The sequence below is a fragment of the Micromonospora sp. WMMD737 genome, from assembly GCF_049179055.1.
In the GTDB taxonomy this organism is placed as follows: domain Bacteria; phylum Actinomycetota; class Actinomycetes; order Mycobacteriales; family Micromonosporaceae; genus Micromonospora; species Micromonospora reichwaldensis.
In genome coordinates this window covers 6865214-6885009 of record NZ_JBMHMH010000001.1, presented here as the reverse complement: position 1 = coordinate 6885009, position 19796 = coordinate 6865214, and the positions used below count along the sequence as shown (strand labels likewise).

The window sequence follows — 19796 nt, the reverse complement described above, 5'->3', positions numbered from 1 at the left end:
GAGCTTGCGAGCCCCGCAGTCGCGAACGAAAGGTCGGCACCGTGAAGATCCTGCACACCTCCGACTGGCACGTCGGCAAGGTCCTCAAGGGGCAGTCGCGGGCCGAGGAGCACAAGCGGGTCCTGGCCGGCGTGATCGACGTCGCCCGCGCCGAGTCGCCCGACCTGGTCATCGTCGCCGGTGACCTCTACGACACCGCCGCCCCGACGCCCGAGGCCACCCGGCTGGTCACCCGGGCCCTGACCGCGCTGCGCCGCACCGGCGCCGACGTGGTCGCCATCGGCGGCAACCACGACAACGGCCAGGCCCTCGACGCACTGCGGCCCTGGGCCGAGGCCGCCGGGATCACCCTGCGCGGCGGCGTCCGGGACAACCCCGACGAGCACGTCATCGACGGCACCACCGCCGGCGGGGAGCGCTGGCGCCTGGCCGCGCTGCCGTTCCTCTCCCAGCGCTACGCCATCCGCGCCGTGGAGATGTACGAGCTGACCGCCGCCGAGACCACCCAGACGTACGCCGACCACCTGGGCCGGGTGCTGGGCCGGCTGACCGAGAGCTTCACCGAGCCGGACCGGGTGCACCTGGTCACCGCCCACCTGACCGTGGTGGGCGCGACCACGGGCGGCGGTGAGCGCGACGCGCACACGGTGCTGGGCTACGCGGTGCCGGCGACCGTCTTCCCGGGGACGGCGCACTACGTGGCGCTGGGCCACCTGCACCGCTCGCAGCGGGTGCAGGGCCCCTGCCCGATCCGCTACAGCGGCAGCCCGCTGGCGGTCGACTTCGGCGAGCAGGAGAACGTGCCGTCGGTGACCGTCGTCGAGGTCACGGCGACCACGGCGGCGCAGGTCCGCGAGGTGCCGGTGACCGCCGCCACCACGCTGCGGACGGTCCGGGGCACCCTGGCCCAGCTCGCCGAGATGCAGGTGCCGGACGCCTGGCTGCGCGTGTACGTCCGGGAGCAGCCGCGCGCCGGGCTGCGCGAGGAGGTCCAGGAGCTGCTCCCGCAGGCCCTGGAGATCCGGATCGATCCGGAGCTGGTGCCCGCCCCGGGCAGCGGCACGCGGGTGGCGCAGCGGGCGGGCCGCTCGCCCCGGCAGCTCTTCGCCGACTACCTCGACAGCCGGGGGCACACCGACGACGGGGTGCGGGAGCTCTTCGACGAGCTCTTCGAGGAGGTCGAGCACTGATGCGGCCGATGCGGCTGGACATGGCGGGCTTCACCGTCTTCCGCGACGAGACCACGATCGACTTCACCGACGCCGACTTCTTCGCGCTGGTGGGGCCGACCGGCTCCGGCAAGTCGACGGTGCTGGACGCCATCTGCTTCGCCCTCTACGGCACGGTGCCCCGCTGGGGTGGGACGCGCGGGCTGGGCAACGCCCTGGCGCCGTCGGCGACCGAGGCGCGGGTGCGGCTGGTCTTCGAGTCGGCCGGTTCCCGCTACGTGGCGACCCGGGTGGTCCGCCGGGACGGCCGGGGCAACGTCAAGACGGCCAACGCCGGGTTGCAGCTGATGCCGGCCGGTTTCGACGTGACCAAGCTCGACACCGGGCTGAGCCCCGACGACCTCGGCGAGGTGGTGGCCGGCACCCCCGCCGAGATGGAGCAGGCGGTGCTGGAGGCGGTCGGGCTGCCGTACGAGCAGTTCACCAGCTGCGTGGTGCTGCCGCAGGGGCAGTTCGCGGACTTCCTGCACGCCAAGCCGGCCACCCGGCAGCAGATCCTGGTCAACCTGCTCGGCCTCGGGGTCTACGAGGACGTGCAGAAGCGGGCGACTGCGCGGGCCGCGCAGGCCGAGGCGAAGCTGGAGGCGGTCGACCAGGCGCTCGCCGGGCTCACCGGCGTCGACGACGCCGCGCTGGAGGCGGCGACCGGGCAGGTCGACCGGATGCGGGAGCTGGCCGGGTCGGTGGCGGGCGCCGTACCGGAGCTGGAGGCCGCCCGGGCGACGGCGCGGGAGGCGGGCACGGCCCTGGCGGCGCTCGACGCCGACCTGACGGTGCTGGCCGCCGTGCGCGCGCCGGACGGGGTGGCGGAGGTGGCCCGGGCGGTCGCGGCGGCGCGGGCCGGCGCGGACGAGGCGGCGACGGCGGTGTCGCTGGCCGAGGAGCGGGAGGAGAAGCTGCGGGGCGAGCTGGCCGCCGCCGGTGACGAGAGCGCGCTGCGGCTGTTGCTGCGGGCGTACACCGATCGGGAGAAGCTGGCCGGCGAGGCGGAGGCGGTCCGCGCGGCGGTGACCGGGGCGCAGGCCGAGCACGGCGCGGCGGTGGCGGCGCTGGCCGAGGCGCGGGCGGCGGCCGAGCGGGCCGAGGCGGAGCTGGAGGCGGCCTTCCGCGCCCATGAGGAGGCGAAGGCGACCGACCAGGCGGTGGCGCTGCGCGCGCACCTGCGTGCCGGGGCCGCCTGCCCGGTCTGCGAGCAGACCGTCGCGTCGGTGCCGGCGGTGCCGGCCGACTCGGCGGTGGCCGCCGCGACGGCGGCGGGACGGGAGGCGCGGGCCGCCAGCAAGGCCGCCCAGTCCGTGGTGCAGGACCGCGACGGCGCGGCCCGGGAGCTGGAGCGGGTGCTGCTGCGCGCGCGGGCCCGCCAGGACCAGGTGCAGGCCCGGCTGGCCGAGCTGGACGACCAGCTGGCCGGGGCGGCCGAGCCGGCGGTGCTGCGCCGCGAGCTGGACGACCACGCGCGGCTGCGCCGGGCGCTGGAGGAGTCGGCGGCGGCGGTGCGGGGTGGCCGGGACGCCGCCCGGCGGGCCCGGGCGGCGGTGGACGCCGCCGAGGAGCGGCTGCGGGCGACCTGGCGGGCGTTCGACGCGACCCGCGACGGGCTGGCCCGGTTCGGGCCGCCGACGGCGGACCGGGAGGACCTGGGCGCCGCGTGGGCCGCCCTGACCGAGTGGGCCGGCGAGGAGTCGGCGCGCCGCCGCGCGGAGCGGGCCGGGCGGGCCGCGGCGGTGACGCAGGCCGAGGCGGTGGCCGCCGGCGTCGGCGAGCGCATCGCGGGTTTCCTCGCCGCCGCCGGGCTGCCGCCCACCGACGATCCGCTACGCGCCACCGACCGCGCCCTGGAACGGGCCGAAGCCGACCTGCGCGAGCTGGAGCGGCGCCGGGAACAGGCGGGTGACCTGCGCGAGCAGCGGGCCGGCTACGAGCGCGAGGCGCAGGTGGCGCGGGCCCTCGCGGGGCACCTGCGGGCCAACAACTTCGAGCGGTGGCTGCTCGCCGAGGCGTTGGACCTGCTTGTCGACGGCGCCTCGGGCATCCTGCGGGAGCTGTCCGGCGGGCAGTACGACCTGGTGCACGACAAGGGCGAGTTCTTCGTGGTCGACCACCACGACGCGGGGCTCCGCCGGGGCGTGCGCACCCTGTCGGGCGGCGAGACCTTCCAGGCGTCGCTGGCGCTGGCGCTGGCCTTGTCGGAGCAGCTCGCCGGGTTGTCCACGACGGCGGCGAGCCTGGAGTCGATCGTGCTGGACGAGGGCTTCGGCACGCTCGACGTGGCCACCCTCGACACGGTGGCCGCCACGCTGGAGAGCCTGGCCGCCCGGGGCGACCGGATGGTCGGGGTGGTCACCCACGTGCCCGCCCTGGCCGAACGCATCCCGGTCCGCTTCGAGGTCAGCAAGGACGCCCGGTCGGCGCGGGTCGAGCGGACCGGCCGGTGAGCGGGGCCCCGGCGCGCGCGACGGGAGGTCCGCTGCGGTGACCGATCCCCGGTTCTTCGTCGACGCGTGGGATCCCGCCTACGGCGCCTCGTTCGAGGCGGCGGGCGGCGGCGGTCCGGCGGCGCCGAGCAGCGCCCAGGTCGACGCGGACGCCGAGCTGCCGGCGGTGGACTGGCGGGCGATCGGGCCGCGTCCCGGCGTACGGGCCCCCGACGTGGTGCTGCTCGTCGACGGGGTACGCCGGATCGACGCGAGCGTGTGGACCGCGGAGGACGACGGGGCGTCCTTCCCCGGCCTGGCCGCGTCGTACGCCGCCGGGGTGGTCCGGTGCGACCTGGAGCGCGGCGCGGCGCAGCTGGCCGGCGCGCGGGTCGGTCGGGGGCTGTTCACGGCCAGCCCCTCGGCGGTGGACGTGGTGGCCGGCAGCGTCCGCTACCCGGTGCACCGGGTCAGCGGCACGGGCGAGCTGAACAAGCTCCCGGCCGCCGTGCAGGGGCCGCTGACCGCGCTCGAGGTGGAGGTCTCGGGGGCGGCGCGCACCGACGGCGACCTGCTGGTGGTCGACGGCCCGCTGCGCAACCGGCGGCAGCTGCCGCGCACGGTCGGCTACATCAAGACCCAGCACAGCCAGTACCTGGACGCCCGGCTGACCGCCGTGGTCACCGGGTTGGCGGCCGGTGAGCGCTCCCCGGTGTTCAAGCTCGGCACGGCCTGGGGCGGCTGGTCGTGGTATCTGCGGCTGCCGGTGGCCCTCGGCGCGCCGTGGGCGGGCATCGTCCGGATGGAGTGCTCCGCCGAGCTGGACATCGACGAGGCGGTGGGGCTGGCCGACCTGTCGCTGGTCACGCTGCCCCGTTTCGCCTCCACCCCCTACAAGGACCCGCGGGCGCCGCAGAACCTGATCCCGATCGCCGGCCTGGAGCGCCGGCTGCGGGCGCTGCTCGGCGACGCGCGGCTGCTGCACCGGGTGCTCACCGCCGCCGCCCGGGGACGGCGCTGATGGGTCGCAAGCGGGCGGCCGACACGGTGGCCGCGCGGGTGGACACCGGCCAGGCCGAGCTGGTGCCCGATCCGGACCGGACGGGATCGTGGACGCTGCTGCTGGACGGCGCCCCGCAGTCGCACGTGGACCTCGCCGACCCCACGCACCTGGAGTTCGAGTACGTCCGGCGGCTCGCCGCCGCGATCGACCTGGTGGCGCCGGCCGGCGCGCCGCTGCGGGTGCTGCACCTCGGCGGCGGCGCGCTGACCCTGCCCCGCTACGTGTCGGCCACCCGGCCCGGCTCCACCCAGCGGGTGGTCGAGGTGGACGGCGCGCTGGTGGAACTGGTCCGTCAGTCCCTGCCGTGGCAGCCGGATCCCCGGCTCAAGGTGCGGGTGGCCGACGCTCGGGCGGTGCTCGCCGCCAGCCGGGACGCCAGCTACGACGTCGTGGTGGCCGACGTCTTCGCCGGTGCCCGCACCCCGGCCCACCTGACCTCGGTGGAGTACGCCGCCGAGGTGGCCCGGGTGCTGCGGCCCAGCGGCTTCCACCTGGCGAACGTCGCCGACGGCCCGCCGCTGCGCCACGCCCGGGCGCAGGTCGCCACCCTCCGGTCGGTGCTGCCCCGGGCCTGCCTCGTCGGCGACGCGGCGGTGCTGCGCGGGCGACGCTACGGCAACCTGGTGCTGGTGGCCGGCCGGGTCGAGCCGCCGGTGCCGGAGCTGACCCGGCGCGCCGCCGGGGACTGGTTCCCCGGTCGGGTGCTGGCGGGCGGGGAACTCGACCGCTTCGCGGGCGGGGCGCCGGTCGTCCGCGATGCCGACGCCACCGACTCGACCCCGCCGCCGCCCGGGATCTTCTCCGTGCGCCGCTGAGCGGAGCCCGCTCCGTGGATCGTCGGGCGAGGTGCCCACGCCGGGCGCGGGTCCGGCGGATGCCGAAGCGGAATCTTTTCCGGGTGCCGTTGATCCGTTCGCGTGGGCGCTGCGTACCAACGGGCGGCCGTGCCCGTGGGAGGCGGCCGATGTCATCGGACACCCGGAGGTCTGCATGCACGCGGTGGCGGCCGGTTGGCACGGCGACAGGGCGCGACCGGACTGGATGTCCGCGCGGTCCCAGTCCCGGCCGGACGCGGCGGCACGCGGGGTCGACGCCCACCAGGCGCCTCGCCAGAATGGGCCGGTGACGCCGAAATCCGCCCCGGGGCGCCACCAGGCGGCACCGTCCACCGAGGCGGGTCACTCGGATCGCCTGATCCGGCTGCTCTACGCCGAGCACGCCGGGCCGCTGCTGGCGTTCGTCATGCGGCTCACCGGTGGCGACCGGCAGCGGGCGGAGGACATCGTCCAGGAGACGCTGCTGCGGGCGTGGCGCAACGCGCACCGGCTGGGCGTGCAGGGGCAGGGCTCGCTGCGGCCGTGGCTGGTCACGGTGGCCCGGCGGATCGCCATCGACGAGCACCGCAGCGTGCAGGCCCGGCCCGCCGAGACGTACGACCGGGACCTGACGGCGTTCGCCGAGGCGGACAGCACCGACCGGGTGCTGCGCACGATGACGGTGGCGGACGCGCTGCGTACGCTGAGCCAGTCGCACCGGGAGATCCTGGTGGCCACGTACTTCCGGGGTCGGACGGTGCCGGAGGCGGCCGAGGAGCTGGGCCTTCCGCTCGGCACCGCCAAGTCGCGGGTCTACTACGCGCTGCGCGCGCTGCGCACGGCTCTGCAGGAACGGGGGGTGACGGAATGAGCCGGGCGGACCACATGGACGTCGCGGCGTACGCGCTCGGCGTGCTGGACGAGCGCGACACGGAACGGTTCGAGGAGCACCTCGCCACCTGCTGGGCGTGCGCCGCCGAGCTGGAGACGATGGTGCCGGTCGTGGGCCTGCTCTCCGACATCGACGGCGAGACGATGGCCGCGCTGGAGCAGACCCGCACCGACCCGGCCCTGCTGGACCGTACGCTGGTCGCGGTCCGCGCCCACCGGCGGCGCAACCGGTTCCGGCAGCTGCTCGCCACGGCGGCGGCGGTGCTGGTCCTCGGTGGGGCGACCGGGCTCGGCTTCGCCCGCATCGCCGGCGACAGTGCCCCCGAGGTGGTGGCCGAGCCGACCGCCACCGCGCAGGTCGCCCCGCCGACGGTCAGCCGTTCCAGCGATCCGAACGACCCGGACATCGGCGGGACGCTGCCGGAGGGCGACCCGGTCAACGTCGTCGACCCGACCACCGGCGTCGAGGCGACCTTCTTCGTCGTGTCGAAGGACTTCGGCACGGGCGTGGACTTCATCCTCGCCAAGCTGCCCGGGCCCCGGACGTGCCGGCTCGTCGTGGTGCGGAGGAACAACAGCACCGAGGTGGTCTCCACCTGGTCGGTGCCCGGCACCGGGTACGGCACCAACGCGCGCCCCGAAAAGCTGAGCCTGTCGGCGTCGACGTCGACGCGGCTCGACGACATCAAGCAGTTCCAGGTGCAGTCGGTGGACGCCGGCGGGGTGGCGAGCCCGCTGGTCACGGTGCAGATGTAGCACCCGTCGCGGAATCGGCGCCGGTCGGCCCTCACGACCGGCGTCGATTCCGCGTGCCGTTTCCACGAATGCTGTCGGCGGAAACCGCACTCGTCGCGGGAAACGGATCTCCGGCCCGTTCGGTTCAACGAATTCCCGTGACATCGACCACGCTTTCGCATTCAACCTTGACAACGTTCGATCCGTATTGACCGGTGAACCGCATCAACGAGGAGGGCACGTGGCACAGATGAAGCGAACCGTCATCGTGGCGAGCGCGATGGTCGCGTTGACGGCCTGCGCTCCCGCCGGTTACGAGGGGGCGAACCCGGGCGCGGCCAACCCGGTCGCCGTGACCGCCGCCGAACCCACCGCGGCGGCCGAGCCCTCGGTCCCGCCGTCCCCGGCCGCCGACGCGCCGCCCGCCGACGCGGACCTGACCGAGGAGCTCAACGGCCGGAAGGTCGCCCGGATGGGCAGCGTGGTCACCGACCAGGACGGGTGGATCCTCTACCGCTTCGACAAGGACACCAACGACCCGCCCTCGTCGAACTGCGTCGACAAGTGCGCCCAGTTGTGGCCCCCGGCGCTGACCGACGGCGACCCGGAGCTCACCGCCGTCTCCGACGACAAGGTCGGCACCGTCACCCGCCAGGACGGCACCCGGCAGATCACCCTCGGCGGCTGGCCGCTCTACCGCTACGTCGGGGACAAGAAGCCCGGCCAGTGGAAGGGCCAGGGCGTCGGGGGCACCTGGTTCGTGGTCGCGCCGGACGGGAAGAAGAACCTCAGTTGCCTGCCGCCGGGCACCCCGAAGCCGGTCGCCCCGCCGTCCGACGACAAGGCCGGGCAGGGCGACTCGGACTACTCGTACTGACGGCGCGGTCCCGGTGGCCGGTCCCGGCGCGGCCGGTCGCCGCCTCGGGACCGGCGACGGCACCGGCCGCGTGCGCCCGGCGGTGTCGCCGGTCACGGGGCGGGGACGTGACAGCATGTGCGGGTGACCGGGACCGAACCCACCGCGCGTCGGGAGCTGCGCCCGCCCGCCGGGTACCGGCTGGCCGCGTCGGTCCGGGCGCTGACCTTCAGCCCGTACGACCCCTGCGCGCGCGTCGCGGCCGGCACCTTCTGGTGGGCCGCCCGCACCCCGGACGGTCCGGCCACCCTCGCCCTGCGGCCGGCCGGCGGCACCCTGCTCGCCGAGGGCTACGGCCCGGGAGCCGACCTGGTGGTGCAGCGGGCCGACGCGGTCGCCGGGCTCCGCGACGACGTGAGCGGGTTCGGGGCGCTCGCCGCCGCCCACCCCGTGGTGGCGCGGCTCGCGGCCCAGCACCGGGGGCTGCGCATGCCCGCCACCGGGCAGGTCTTCCGCCAACTGCTGCGGGCGGTCTTCGAGCAGAAGGTGACCGGCAAGGAGGCCTACCGGGCGTACGCGGCGACGGTGCGGCACTTCGGCGAGGCGGCGCCCGGGCCGATGCAGCCGCTGCTGCTGCCGCCGGAGCCGGCGGCGGTGGCCGCCACCCCGTACTGGGTGTTCCACCCGTTCGGCGTGGAGCAGCGCCGGGCCGAGACGCTGCGCCGCGTGGCGGCCGTCGCCGACCGGCTGGAGCGCTGCGCGGACTCCGCCGAGGCCACCCGCCGGCTCACCGCCGTCGCCGGCATCGGCCCGTGGACCGCCGCCGAGGTGGTGCGCATCGCGTACGGGGACCCGGACGCCGTCAGCGTCGGCGACTTCCACGTGCCGAACACGGTGGCCTGGGCCCTGGCGGGCGAGCCGCGCGGCGACGACGCCCGGATGCTGGCCCTGCTGGAGCCGTTCCGGGGGCACCGGGGGCGGGTCTGCGTGCTGCTGGCGGCCGGTGGCGTCCAGGCGCCGAAGTACGGTCCGCGGATGCCGATCCGCTCCTTCGCCCGGTTCTGACGGGGGTCCCGCCGACGGGTGACGACGGTGCGGGTCAGGGTCGGGCGCAGAGGCGGCGCAGGGTGCGGCCGAGCCACCAGGCGTACGCCCGCTGGAAGGCCCGACCGGCCGGCCCCGCCGCGCGCATGACCCAGCGGTCCGGCCGGCTGAACGCGACCACCTCGAACCAGACGCGGCCGGCGGCGTCGCGGCTGACCACGAACGCCTCCTCGCCGCGCGCCGGGTGCCCGGGCAGCGTGCCGTACCCGAAGCCGGCCCGCCGCCCGTCGTCGACGGCCCAGACCACCTCGCAGGGCGCGGCCAGCCGCAGCGGGCCGACGCCCAGCCGGGAGACCACCCGGACCCCGGGCGCGGCGCGCTCGGCGGCGGCGTCGATCCGGATGCCGGCAGCCCGGTGCAGGCGCCAGCCGAGCACGGCGTCCCCGGCCGCCGGGAAGCAGGAGTCGGGCAGCCGGACCCGGTGCCGCACGTGCCGCCAGCCGGCCGGCAGCTCGCCGGTCTCGGTGGCGCCGACGTGCGGATAGGTCAGTGCCGGCACGGCGCACCCCCACGGCTCGACGGGACACCGCCAGCGTACGGGCGGCGCGGGCGACCCGCCCGACGGCCTGTGGTTGGCTGTCGGAGTGATCATCGAGCCGCGCATCGCCCCCGCCGACGTCACGGACGCCGGCGAGATCCTCACCGTGCAGCGCGCCGCGTACGTCACCGAGGCGCAGCGCTACGCCGACCCGTTCCTGCCCCCGCTGACCGAGACCCTGGACGAGGTGCGGGCCGCGCTGGCGGGCCCGGCGACGGTGCTCACCGCCCGGCTCGGCGACCGGCTGGTCGGCTCCGTGCGGGCGCACGTCGACGGCGACACCGCCCACATCGGCCGGCTCTCCGTGGCCCCGGACCAGCACGGCCGGGGCGTCGGCGGGCGGCTGTTGCGCGCGGTGGAGACGGCCTGCGCCGCCCGGGTGCGCCGCTTCGCGCTCTTCACGGGCGCGGACACCGAGCAGAACCTGCGGTTCTACCACCGGCACGGCTACCGGGTGGTGGGGCACTCCACGGACGCGAACGGCATCCGGCTCGCCCAGCTGGAGAAGGCGGTCAGTCCCGCTCGCAGCGGCGCCTGAGCCCGTCGGCCTCCATCCGCAGGTAGCGGCGCATCAGGTCGCCGTAGAGCCAGCCGACGGGCCCGGCGAGCGGCCCGGACTGCGTGAGGGTCAGCTCGACGCGGCTGCGCCCGTCGGGCAGCGGCAGCACCCGGTGCTCGCCGAGCGTGCGCACCCCCGGGCTGCCCGAGACCCAGGAGAACGACCGGCCCTCGGTCAGCTCGGTGACCCGCCACACCGCCGGTCGCAGCTTCGGCTGGGCGAGCCGGGCGGTGGCGCCCACCGCGAGCGGTCCCGCCTCCCCCCGCAGCGCCCGACGCACCGAGGGCGTCCACTCCGGCCACCGCTCGACGTCGACCAGCACCGCCCAGACCCGTCCCGCCTCGGCGGCCACCTCCGTACCGGCCTCGAACCGCATCGCGTCCCCTCCCCGTGTCGACGCCCGGCGGCGCCGCTGCCAGTCTCGACGACGCCGCGCGCGGGATCGTGACGAGGCGCCCGCCGGCCGGTCCGTGTCCGCCGGCGCGGGGGGGGTGCCGGATCGGCGGGTCGGCGGCGTCCGCCGGGCTCGGCCGCCGCCGGCTCAGGCGGCCTCGCGCAGGTCGGCCAGCCCGAGGGGGGTACGCCGGCGCAGCAGTTCCTCCAGCTCCGCCACCGAGCCGGCCTCGCCGAGCACGTCCTTGCCCCCGCCGAACTGGCGGGGATAGCGGCGCACCAGCCGGTACCGGTAGCGGCCCCGGATCAGCTCGACGCTCACCCGCCACCGCCCGCAGCACCCGCAAACCCACTCCGACACCCCGCGAAGGTAGCTCTGACCTGCGCTTTTGTGATTCGCCCGGTGCGGTACGAGCCGCGCGCGGCCGGACACGCCACCCGCCGCGCGGACGTGATCTGCCTCACGATTGTCGGTGCGGTCTGGTTGACTGGTCGCCGTGAAGCTGCCGATCAGTCCGCCGGTCGAGCCGATGCTGGCCAAGAGCGTCCCGCGGGTCCCCACCGCGCCGGGGATGACCTACGAGCCGAAGTGGGACGGCTTCCGGTGCATCGTGTTCCGCGACGGCGACGAGGTGGAGCTGTCCAGCCGGGGCGGCAAGTCGATGACGCGCTACTTCCCCGAGGTGGTCGAGCAGGCCCGCCGCCAGTTGCCCGAGCGGTGCGCGGTCGACGGCGAGCTGATCGTGATCCGGCGCGACGGGCCGGACGGGCAGCCCCGGCTGGACTTCGAGCTGCTGGCCCAGCGCGTCCACCCGGCCGCGTCCCGGGTGCGGATGCTGGCCGAGACGACGCCGGCCGACTTCGTCGCCTTCGACCTGCTCGCCCTCGACGACGAGACGCTGCTCGACGAGCCCTATCCGCGGCGCCGGGCCCGGCTGGAGTCGGCGCTGGCCGGGGTCCGGCCGCCGGTGCACGTCACGCAGGTCACCACCGACGTCGACACCGCCCACCGCTGGTTCGACGTCTTCGAGGGCGCCGGCCTGGACGGCCTGATCGCCAAGCCCGCCGACCTGCCCTACGAGCCGGGCAAGCGGCTCATGTTCAAGGTCAAGCACGCCCGCACGGCCGACGTGGTGGTGGCCGGCTTCCGCTGGCACAAGTCCGGCCCGGTGGTCGGCTCGCTCCTGCTCGGCCTCTACGACGACGACGGGGTCCTGCACCACGTCGGGGTGAGCGCGTCGTTCACGATGGCCCGCCGCGCGGAGCTGCTGGAGGAGCTGGAGCCCTACCGTGACGTCGGCGCCGACCACCCGTGGGTGCACGGCGACCACGAACGCGGCCAGCGCCTCCCCGGCGGGGTGAGCCGCTGGACGGGCGCCCGCAACCTCGAGTGGGAGCCGCTGCGCCCCGAGCTGGTGGTCGAGGTCGGCTACGACGCCATGGAGGGCGACCGGTTCCGGCACACCGCCCGGTTCGTCCGCTGGCGGCCCGACCGGGAACCGCAATCCTGCCGCTACGACCAGCTCGACCGGCCCGTACGGTTCGATGTGGACCAGGTGCTGCGCGGCGATCCCACGGTGACCGTGAGGTCCGCCGCCGGTGCGGCGTAGCCTGGCCGTCGACCCGATCACGGAGGCTCGCTCGTGACCCGCATCCTCGACCGGATCCGCCGGTTCCGGCTCACCCTCGCCGGGCTGGCCGCCGCCGCGCTGGTCGCCGCCGGCTGCACCCTTCCGGCGATCGCGCCCCGGACGGAGGCCGGCGGCGAGGCCGCCGCCCCCGGCACGGCGCCCACCTGGCGGGCCTGCCCGGAGGTGGCCGAGGAGCTGGTCGGGCGCGGCGCGTCGGGCATGCGCTACGAGTGCGCGCGGATCAAGGTGCCGCGCGACTGGGGCACGGGCGCGGGTGGCGGGGCGACCGCCGGCCCGGGCGCCGGGCAGACCTTCGAGATCGCGCTGCTGCGGGCCCGGTCGACGAAGCAGCGCGACCGGATCGGCTCGCTGGTGATCAACCCGGGCGGGCCCGGCGGGTCCGGCGTGGACACCGCCGTCTACCTCTCCTTCGGCCCGGGCTTCGGCGGCCTGCCCGCCTCGATCACCGACCGGTTCGACATCGTCGGCTTCGACCCGCGCGGGGTGTCCCGCTCCAGCCCGGTCAAGTGCATCCCCGACGCCGAGCTGGACGCCAGCTTCGGCTACGACCCCGACCCGGAGAGCCAGGAGTCGTTCGACGGCTTCGTCGCGCTCAGCCGGAAGATCGGGCGCGGCTGCGGCGACCGCTACGGCGACCAGCTGCCGCTCTACGGCACCGAGCAGGCCGCCCGGGACATGGACGCGGTCCGCGCCGCCGTCGGCGACGACAAGCTGACCTACCTCGGCTATTCCTACGGCACCCTGCTCGGGGCCACCTACGCCCAGCTCTACCCGCAGCGGGTGCGGGCGCTGGTCCTCGACGGCGCGGTCGACCCGCGACAGGGCCTGATCGCCGGCTCCGAGGGCCAGGCCAAGGGCTTCGAGCGGGCCTTCGGCAACTTCACCACGTGGTGCGCGGCCAACGCCGGGCGCTGCCCGATCGCCCCGAACGCCCGGGCCGCGGTCACCTCGGCGATCGACAAGGCGCGGGTGTCCCCGGTACGCGGTGACGACGGCCGGGAGGCCACCGCGGGCTGGGTCTTCTACGCGATCATCTCGTCGCTCTACACCGAGTCGGGGTGGCAGGAGCTGGCCGTCGCCATCGACAAGCTGGAGGGCGGCGACCCGGGCGACGTGTTCCGCCTCGCCGACGCGTACGCCGACCGGGACGCCGACGGGCACTACTCGAACATGTTCGACGCCAACCTGGCGGTCAACTGCGCCGACGAGGAGGAGAAGCCGAGCCGGGAGCGGATCCGGCAGCTCCAGTCGCAGTGGCGGGCGAAGTACCCGCTGTTCGGGCCGGCCCTGGCCGTCGGCCTGCTCTCCTGCGCCGAGTGGCCCGGCGGTCGCGACCCGTACCCGACGGGCCGGGCCGACGGGGCGCCGCCGATCCTGGTGGTGGGCACCACCGGCGACCCCGCGACGCCCTACGAGCAGACCCCGGCGCTGGCCGGGATGCTCGGCGTGGGCCGGGTGCTCACCTGGGAGGGCGAGGGGCACACCGCGTACCCGCAGACCTCCTGCGTCACCGAGGCGGTCGACGCCTACCTGATCGACCTGACCGTGCCCCGGGAGGGGCTGCGCTGCCCGGCCCGCTGACCGGCCGCTCCGGCGGCAGGTCGGGCAGGTCGATGCCCTGCCGGGCGGCCATCTCCTCCAGCAGCGCCCGCATCCGGCGCACGTCGGCCTTGAGCTGCTCCTGCTCCTCGTGCTCGAAGGCGTCGTCGTCGACGATGAGCTGGCTGGCGAAGTGCGCCGTGATCAACGGGATGACCAGCAGCACCATGGTGGAGATGAGCAGCGCGGCGAGGGTGCGGCCCTGCCAGCTCACCGGCGAGATGTCGCCGTAGCCGACGGTGGACGCGGTCACCACCGCCCACCAGACGGCGTCCGCCGGGCTGCGGTTCTCCACGTGGCCGTAGATCACGCCGGCCACCACGATCATCAACAGGTACGAGATGATCAACGTACGGGGCGAGTTGGCGAACCAGACCAGCCCCCGGTAGATCAGCCGGAACGGCAGCAGCAGGGCGTCCATGGACAGTCATGTTGCCCGGCCCGGGCAAGCGCCGCCCGCCCATCGGTCCCGCTCGCTGTGCCACGCTGGGCGGCATGAGTGACGTGATCTTCCGCGAGGCCGTCCGCGCCGACCTGCCAGCCGTGGTCGCCCTGCTCGCCGACGACGTGCTCGGCAGGACCCGCGACTTCACGGCTGTCGACGCCGCGTACGAGAAGGCGTTCGCCGACATCGACGCCGACCCGCGCAACCAGCTGATCGTGGCCGACGCGGACGGGGAGCTGCTCGGCTGCATGCAGCTCACGTACATCCCCGGCCTGGGCCGGCACGGCGCGGAGCGGCAGCTGATCGAGGCGGTCCGGGTCCGCTCCGACCTACGCGGGCGGGGCCTCGGCCGGCAGATGATCACCTGGGCGGTCGACCAGGCGAAGCAGCGTGGCTGCGCCCTGGTCCAGCTCACCACCGACAAGACCCGCCAGGACGCCCACCGCTTCTACGTCAACCTGGGCTTCCTCCCCACCCACGAGGGCATGAAACTCCCCCTCTAACCCACCCGCCCCACGCCCCACGCCCCACGCCCCACGCCCCACGCCCCGGCGATCATGCAGTTGTGGCGCCCCGCAAAAAGGGCAAAGTGGTGAACAAATCCCACCACAACTGCATGATCGACGCGAGCGGGCGCGACGCGAGCGGGCGCGACGCGAGCGGGCGCGACGCGAGCGGGCGCGACGCGAGCGGGCGCGACGCGAGCGGGCGCGACGCGAGCGGGCGCGACGCGAGCGGGCGCGACGCAGCGGGGGGCGGGAGGAGAGGGGGTCAGGTGGGGAGGAGGTGGCCGTCGCGGAGGGTGAGGACGCGGTCGGCGAGGTCGATCAGGGCCGGATCGTGGGTGGCGACCAGCGCGGTCATGCCCCGGGCGTGCACGACCGCCCGGAGCAGGTCCATGATCGACCGGCCGGTCTCGGAGTCGAGTTGGCCGGTGGGCTCGTCGGCGATCAGCAGGTCCGGCTCGTTGGCCAGGGCCCGCGCCACCGCCACCCGCTGCTGCTGCCCGCCCGAGAGTTCGTACGGGCGCTGGCCCGCGTGCCCGCCGAGGCCCACCAGCTCCAGCAGCACCGCCACCCGCTCCTCCCGCTCGGCCGCCGGGACCCGCGCCAGGCGCAGCGGTACGCCGACGTTCTCGGCGGCGGACAGGATCGGCACCAGCCCGAAGGTCTGGAACACGAAGCCGACCGTGCCGCGGCGCAGCTCCAGCAGCTCCTTCTCACCGGCGCCGGTGACGTCGTGCCCGGCGACCACCACCCGGCCCGAGTCGGGCCGGTCCAGCCCGCCAACCAGGTTCAGCAGGGTCGTCTTGCCCGCCCCGGAGCGACCCCGCACGGCCACCAGCTCGCCCCGCCCGGCCGAGAACGACACGTCCCGTACGGCGTGCACCGCGTGCTCGCCGCGGCCGAACGTGCGGCTGACCCCCTCCACCCGGACCACCTCGTCGGTGACCGTGGCGCCCGCCACCGCCCCGGCCGTCCGGCCGTCCGACGTCACGTCGTGCTCGCTCATGATCCCGCCCCGCTGTGCTCGGCGCGGTCGACCGGATCGACCACGCGGTACCGACTGATGCCCCGTCCGCCCACGGCGACGGCCTTCCGCCCGCCCACCGCGCCGGCTTCCCGACCGCGGTCCGCGGCAATGCCCCGCCCGCCCACCGCGACAGCTTCCCGCCCGCTCACCGTGGCGATGCCACGCCCGCTGGCCGCGCAGGCCTCCCGACCGCTGACCGTGGCGATGCCCCGACCGCTCACCGCGGCGTCTCCCGCTCGTCCTGCGGCCGGTCGCCCGGGCGTACCTCCACGTGGTCCGGCTCCAGGTTGAGCCGCACCCGGTCGCGCAGCGACAACGCGTCCACGAACGGCGCCGGCAGCTGCATCCGGCCGCTGCGGTCGAGCACTGCGTACTCCTCGCTGACCAGTTCGGTGCTGCCGTCGGCGCCGATCCGCGCGGTCCGGCGTACCTCGGAGGCGGTCCGGCCGTCGCGGATCGCGACGGTCCGGCGGACCTGGGTGGCCACGGCGTGGTCGTGGGTGACCACCACGATGGTGACGCCCAGCTCGGCGTTGATGGTGCGCAGCGCCCCGAAGACGTCGGCCCCGGTCGCCTCGTCCAGCTCACCGGTCGGCTCGTCGGCGAAGAGCACCTCGGGGTCGTTGGCCACCGCCACCGCCACCGCGCAGCGCTGCTGCTCGCCGCCGCTGAGCTGCCCGGGCCGCCGGTCGGCGCAGTGACCGACCCCGACCAGGTCGAGCAGCTCCCGGGCCCGCTCGCGGTGGGCGCGCCGGCCGCCGCGCCGCCCGGCGAGCCGCATCGGCAGCTCGACGTTCTCCAGCGCGGTCAGGTACGGCAGCAGGTTGCGGCCGGTCTGCTGCCAGACGAAGCCGACCATGCTCCGCCGGTAGCTCAGTCGCCGCCGGGTGGAGAGGTTGAGCAGGTCGTAGTCGCCCACCCGGGCGATGCCGGCGGTGGGCGTGTCCAGCCCGGAGAGGATGTTCAACAGCGTCGACTTGCCGGACCCGGAGGCGCCCACGATCGCCACCAGCTCGCCCCGGTCGATGACCAGGTCGAGCCCCTGCAACGCGACGACCTCCACCCCCTCGGTCTTGAAGATCCGGACCAGCCCGTCGCAGACGATGTGCCCGCGCAACCGGTCCCGGCCACCCGCCCGCTCGGCCGCACGCTGGGCGGCCCGCTGTTGCAGGGCGGCCAGGTCCGGCACGGCGGTGGTCTCCGCGGTAGCGGTCATTGTCAGTTCTCCTCTCCGAGCCGGAGCACCTCACCGAGGCGCATCCGGCGGTTGTTCAGGGCCTCGACGGCGACCGCGAAGCCGAGGGCGAGTGCACCGAGCGCGACGACGGCGGCCGCCAGGCCGGGCTCGAACGCCACCCGGACCTCGACCCCGTCGGTGAAGGCGGACAGGCCGAGCACCGGGGTGAGCAACAGCGGCAGGACCGTGCCGACCAGCGCACCGGTCACCACCGAGACGCCCACCAGCGGGACCAGCTCCACCAGCAGCAGCCCGCGCCACTGGCGTCGGGACAGGCCGAGGGTGCGCAGCCGGGAGAGCACCTGGCCGCGCTCGCGGGCACCGGCGAGCACCGTGAAGGCGATCGCGAGCAGGCCGAGCGCCGTCCCACCGGCGGCGCCGGCGGTGAAGCCGAAGGCGAGCACCCCGTTGGCGCCGCCCTCACCCACCTGCCGGCGGGTGTCCGCGAAGGTCAGCAACTCCACGCCGCGCGGGCGCTCCCGGCCGGTGACGGCCCCGCCGGTCTGGAAGCGGGACTGTCCCGCGTCGCCGGCCCGGCGCAGCGCCTCGCCGTCCAGGTCGTCGCCGGCCACCAGGAAGCCGGTCGGCACGGCGGCGTAGTCCCGCCGGGGCAGGGACTGCCAGGGCAGGACGACGAACCGGCTGCTCTCCGCGCGCAGCAGCGGGAAGCTCTCCGCCTGCCCGGCGACCCGGAACTCGTACCGCTGGCCCTGGGCGCTGACGAAGGCGGAGCCGTCGAGGCCCGCGTCGGCCAGCTCGGCGGCGACCGTCGGGGAGACCACCGCGGGCAGCGGACCGCCTCCCCCGGCGGGGGCGAGCAGGGCCGCCGGCACGGTCACGTCGACGCCGGACTCGCGGACGATCCGGGCCAGGGCCGGACCGTCGACCATGAGCACGGTCACCCCGCCGAGCCGGGTCTCGGTGCCGACGGCGTCCTTCGCCAGGCGTTGACCCGTCTCGTACAGCACCGGACTCGCGGCGCGGACCCCCGGCAGCCGCTCCAGCTCGGCGCCCGTGTCCGGGGCGATCCGGTCGCCCAGGATCAGGGCGTCGGCGGGGACCACCCGGCTGGCTGCCCGGTCCCGGCTCGCCTCGATCCCGGCGGCCGTCACCGCGCAGAACGCCGCCGTCGCGATGGCCAGCACGACGACCACCAGCGGTACGGCGACGACCGACCGGCCGGCCCGGGCGGTGCCCAGGAAGGCGACGCTGCCCCGGGCCCGGGCCGCGAGCCGGCTGACCAGCCGCAGCGGCCACGGGTACAACCGCATCGCGACCACCGCCGCGGCGACGGCCAGCAGCACCGGCACGGAGACCAGCAGCGGGTCGACCTCGCCGGGGGTGAGGCCGCGGCGGCGCAGCAGTACGACGGCGAGACCCGCGAGGACCAGCAGCCCCGCCTCCACCGTGAGGCGACGCGCGGAGGGGCGCGACCGGATCAGGTCGCGCCGACCGGCACCGCCCCTGGACGCGGCGAGGGTGGCCACCGGCAGCGCGAGGGCCACCAGGACGGTCGCGGCGACGGCGAACCACAGGGTCCCACCCGGCGCCCCCGGGGCCAGGCCACCGATCATCCAGCCGAGCGCGCCGGCGGGCGGCACCACCAGCAGCGCCTCGGTCAGACTGCGGCCCGCGCTCGTGGTGGCCGCCCCGCCCCGGGCCCGCAGCAGGGTGAACTCGGACCGGCGGCGGCGCACCAGCAGCCCGGCGGCCAGCACGACGAGGCCGGCCAGGGTGGCCAGTACGCCCGCGGCGATGACCCCGAGCACCGTCCGGGCGCTGTCCACCTCGGCCGCGAACTCCCCCAGCGGGAGGTCCAGCCCCTGCACGACGTTGCGGCCTTCCGCCTCCCGGGTCAGCTGCTGGAGTCCGCCGATCACCTGGTCCAGCTCGCGTGCGTCGATCCCGTCGGCGCCCATCCGGTAGCGCCAGCTGAACGCCAGCGGCCAGCCGGCGACGGCCTGACGGTTCAACGCGGCGGCGTCGACGACCCCCACGGCGATGAAGGGATCACCGTCCCCGGGCGGCTCGCCGACCCGCAGCAACGGCGGCAGGCCGTCCCAGAACCCGTCGGTGTCGTCGCGGGGCGCGAAGAGACCGACCACGTCGACCGTGGCGCGGGGCGGGGCAGCGGGCGAGACGGGTCCCGGCGCGGCGAGGGTGAGCCGGCTGCCGACCCGCAGGTTCAGCTGGCGGGCCGCGTCGGCGGCCAGCGCCACCTGCACCGGCTCGCCCTCCGGCGCGTCGGCCGGCCAGCGCCCGTCGACAAGCGTGCCGGCCTCCGCCGTCCCGGACACGGCCCGCAGGCCCAGGTCGACCAGGAGGTTCTTCGCCGCCAGGTCCGGACCGACCACCCGGCTGGGCCTGGTCTCCGCGGTGAACCACCGCCGCTCGACCATCCGGCGTACGACCGGCGGCATCCCGGCCTCCAGCGTCGCCAGGTCGCCCTGGCGGGTGGCCACCGGGGAGCCGCCCTCGTTCGTCGGGACGAGCGGACCGGTCGAGTACGTCACGTCCCGCTGCTGCGCCGGCACGGTGCCCAGGTGCGCCCGCAGGCCCTGCTCGGCGTGCGCGTTGACCATCCTGGGCACGCCGCTGATGACCAGCGTGGCGACCAGCGTCAACGCCGCGAGGAGCAGGAACTGCCCGCCGTACGCCCGAATCCGGCGGGCCACCGCCCCGATGCTCACCACGCCCCGTCTCCGCTCCTTCTCGTCCCTACGCTCCACCCGG

At 75.9% G+C, this 19796-nt stretch carries 19 protein-coding genes; 12 read left to right on the top strand and 7 right to left on the bottom strand.

The annotated features are described in order from the left end of the window. Positions 1 to 41: 41 nt before the first annotated feature. The 8 genes from ACN27A_RS30515 to ACN27A_RS30480 all read left to right on the top strand — a co-directional run bounded on the left by ACN27A_RS30515 (position 42) and on the right by ACN27A_RS30480 (position 9068). The gene (locus ACN27A_RS30515) at positions 42 to 1190 is read left to right on the top strand and encodes an exonuclease SbcCD subunit D (protein ID WP_421457942.1); all 1149 of its coding nucleotides are present in this window, start codon (positions 42 to 44) and stop codon (positions 1188 to 1190) included. Continuing rightward, positions 1190 to 3664: an AAA family ATPase gene (locus ACN27A_RS30510; protein ID WP_421457941.1), complete on the top strand. Its 2475-nt coding sequence runs from the start codon at positions 1190 to 1192 to the stop codon at positions 3662 to 3664. Before ACN27A_RS30515 ends, ACN27A_RS30510 begins: the two co-directional genes overlap by 1 nt. 37 nt (positions 3665 to 3701) lie before the next feature. Continuing rightward, on the top strand, positions 3702 to 4664 hold the full coding sequence (locus tag ACN27A_RS30505; RefSeq protein WP_421457940.1) for a hypothetical protein: 963 nt from the start codon (positions 3702 to 3704) through the stop codon (positions 4662 to 4664). Further along, positions 4664 to 5521 (top strand): spermidine synthase, encoded by an 858-nt coding sequence (locus tag ACN27A_RS30500; protein ID WP_421457939.1) that lies wholly within the window; start codon positions 4664 to 4666, stop codon positions 5519 to 5521. The genes ACN27A_RS30505 and ACN27A_RS30500 overlap by 1 nt, the downstream gene beginning before the upstream one ends. A 175-nt stretch (positions 5522 to 5696) precedes the next feature. Beyond that, a complete protein-coding gene (locus tag ACN27A_RS30495; protein ID WP_421457938.1) occupies positions 5697 to 6392 on the top strand; it encodes a sigma-70 family RNA polymerase sigma factor in 696 nt (231 codons plus the stop codon). Then, positions 6389 to 7168: an anti-sigma factor family protein gene (locus tag ACN27A_RS30490; RefSeq protein ID WP_421457937.1), complete on the top strand. Its 780-nt coding sequence runs from the start codon at positions 6389 to 6391 to the stop codon at positions 7166 to 7168. Before ACN27A_RS30495 ends, ACN27A_RS30490 begins: the two co-directional genes overlap by 4 nt. Positions 7169 to 7388: 220 nt before the next feature. Beyond that, positions 7389 to 8024 (top strand): hypothetical protein, encoded by a 636-nt coding sequence (locus ACN27A_RS30485; RefSeq protein ID WP_421457936.1) that lies wholly within the window; start codon positions 7389 to 7391, stop codon positions 8022 to 8024. A 123-nt stretch (positions 8025 to 8147) separates the two neighbouring features. Further along, positions 8148 to 9068, top strand: coding sequence for a DNA-3-methyladenine glycosylase family protein (locus ACN27A_RS30480; protein ID WP_421457935.1), 921 nt, complete (start codon positions 8148 to 8150; stop codon positions 9066 to 9068). A gap of 34 nt (positions 9069 to 9102) precedes the next feature. On the opposite strand, the gene ACN27A_RS30475 is transcribed toward ACN27A_RS30480, so the two are convergent. Further along, positions 9103 to 9606: a DUF1990 family protein gene (locus tag ACN27A_RS30475; protein ID WP_421457934.1), complete on the bottom strand. Its 504-nt coding sequence runs from the start codon at positions 9604 to 9606 to the stop codon at positions 9103 to 9105. 88 nt (positions 9607 to 9694) lie between these two features. Between ACN27A_RS30475 and ACN27A_RS30470 the strand changes: the two genes are divergently transcribed. Next, on the top strand, positions 9695 to 10183 hold the full coding sequence (locus ACN27A_RS30470; protein ID WP_421458679.1) for a GNAT family N-acetyltransferase: 489 nt from the start codon (positions 9695 to 9697) through the stop codon (positions 10181 to 10183). Here ACN27A_RS30470 and ACN27A_RS30465 read toward each other — a convergent pair. Together ACN27A_RS30465 and ACN27A_RS30460 are read right to left on the bottom strand one after the other, a co-directional pair. Next, positions 10158 to 10580 carry an SRPBCC family protein gene (locus ACN27A_RS30465; protein ID WP_421457933.1) on the bottom strand — a complete coding sequence of 141 codons (423 nt, stop codon included), beginning with the start codon at positions 10578 to 10580 and terminating at the stop codon, positions 10158 to 10160. The two genes, ACN27A_RS30470 and ACN27A_RS30465, sit on opposite strands and share 26 nt — an antisense overlap. A gap of 165 nt (positions 10581 to 10745) precedes the next feature. After that, positions 10746 to 10958 carry a hypothetical protein gene (locus ACN27A_RS30460; protein ID WP_132233121.1) on the bottom strand — a complete coding sequence of 71 codons (213 nt, stop codon included), beginning with the start codon at positions 10956 to 10958 and terminating at the stop codon, positions 10746 to 10748. 136 nt (positions 10959 to 11094) lie between these two features. On the opposite strand from ACN27A_RS30460, the gene ACN27A_RS30455 reads away from it, so the two are divergent. Both ACN27A_RS30455 and ACN27A_RS30450 read left to right on the top strand, forming a co-directional pair. Beyond that, positions 11095 to 12207 carry an ATP-dependent DNA ligase gene (locus tag ACN27A_RS30455; protein ID WP_421457932.1) on the top strand — a complete coding sequence of 371 codons (1113 nt, stop codon included), beginning with the start codon at positions 11095 to 11097 and terminating at the stop codon, positions 12205 to 12207. 42 nt (positions 12208 to 12249) lie between these two features. Further along, positions 12250 to 13830: an alpha/beta hydrolase gene (locus ACN27A_RS30450; RefSeq protein WP_421458677.1), complete on the top strand. Its 1581-nt coding sequence runs from the start codon at positions 12250 to 12252 to the stop codon at positions 13828 to 13830. Here the strand turns inward: ACN27A_RS30450 and ACN27A_RS30445 are convergent. Further along, entirely contained in the window at positions 13757 to 14269 is a 513-nt protein-coding gene (locus ACN27A_RS30445) for a potassium channel family protein (RefSeq protein WP_421457931.1), read from the bottom strand. The genes ACN27A_RS30450 and ACN27A_RS30445 overlap by 74 nt on opposite strands. A 74-nt stretch (positions 14270 to 14343) precedes the next feature. On the opposite strand from ACN27A_RS30445, the gene ACN27A_RS30440 reads away from it, so the two are divergent. Beyond that, the gene (locus tag ACN27A_RS30440) at positions 14344 to 14796 is read left to right on the top strand and encodes a GNAT family N-acetyltransferase (protein ID WP_421457930.1); all 453 of its coding nucleotides are present in this window, start codon (positions 14344 to 14346) and stop codon (positions 14794 to 14796) included. A gap of 268 nt (positions 14797 to 15064) precedes the next feature. Here the strand turns inward: ACN27A_RS30440 and ACN27A_RS30435 are convergent, their stop codons facing one another. The 3 genes from ACN27A_RS30435 to ACN27A_RS30425 all read right to left on the bottom strand — a co-directional run bounded on the left by ACN27A_RS30435 (position 15065) and on the right by ACN27A_RS30425 (position 19792). Next, entirely contained in the window at positions 15065 to 15805 is a 741-nt protein-coding gene (locus ACN27A_RS30435) for an ABC transporter ATP-binding protein (RefSeq protein WP_421457929.1), read from the bottom strand. Between the two features lie 238 nt (positions 15806 to 16043). Continuing rightward, a complete protein-coding gene (locus tag ACN27A_RS30430) occupies positions 16044 to 17042 on the bottom strand; it encodes an ABC transporter ATP-binding protein (RefSeq protein WP_421457928.1) in 999 nt (332 codons plus the stop codon). Positions 17043 to 17044: 2 nt separating this feature from the next. Further along, on the bottom strand, positions 17045 to 19792 hold the full coding sequence (locus ACN27A_RS30425; RefSeq protein WP_421457927.1) for an FtsX-like permease family protein: 2748 nt from the start codon (positions 19790 to 19792) through the stop codon (positions 17045 to 17047). Positions 19793 to 19796 lie beyond the last annotated feature (4 nt).

Excerpts from the sequence above, each read along its gene's own strand:
- ACN27A_RS30510 (WP_421457941.1), top strand. The coding sequence starts at position 1,190 with ATGCGGCCGATGCGGCTGGACATGGCGGGCTTCACCGTCTTCCGCGAC.
- ACN27A_RS30500 (WP_421457939.1), top strand. The coding sequence starts at position 4,664 with ATGGGTCGCAAGCGGGCGGCCGACACGGTGGCCGCGCGGGTGGACACC.
- ACN27A_RS30495 (WP_421457938.1), top strand. The coding sequence starts at position 5,697 with ATGCACGCGGTGGCGGCCGGTTGGCACGGCGACAGGGCGCGACCGGAC.
- ACN27A_RS30490 (WP_421457937.1), top strand. The coding sequence starts at position 6,389 with ATGAGCCGGGCGGACCACATGGACGTCGCGGCGTACGCGCTCGGCGTG.
- ACN27A_RS30465 (WP_421457933.1), bottom strand. The coding sequence starts at position 10,580 with ATGCGGTTCGAGGCCGGTACGGAGGTGGCCGCCGAGGCGGGACGGGTC.
- ACN27A_RS30445 (WP_421457931.1), bottom strand. The coding sequence starts at position 14,269 with ATGGACGCCCTGCTGCTGCCGTTCCGGCTGATCTACCGGGGGCTGGTC.
- ACN27A_RS30440 (WP_421457930.1), top strand. The coding sequence starts at position 14,344 with ATGAGTGACGTGATCTTCCGCGAGGCCGTCCGCGCCGACCTGCCAGCC.
- ACN27A_RS30435 (WP_421457929.1), bottom strand. The coding sequence starts at position 15,805 with ATGAGCGAGCACGACGTGACGTCGGACGGCCGGACGGCCGGGGCGGTG.
- ACN27A_RS30430 (WP_421457928.1), bottom strand. The coding sequence starts at position 17,042 with ATGACCGCTACCGCGGAGACCACCGCCGTGCCGGACCTGGCCGCCCTG.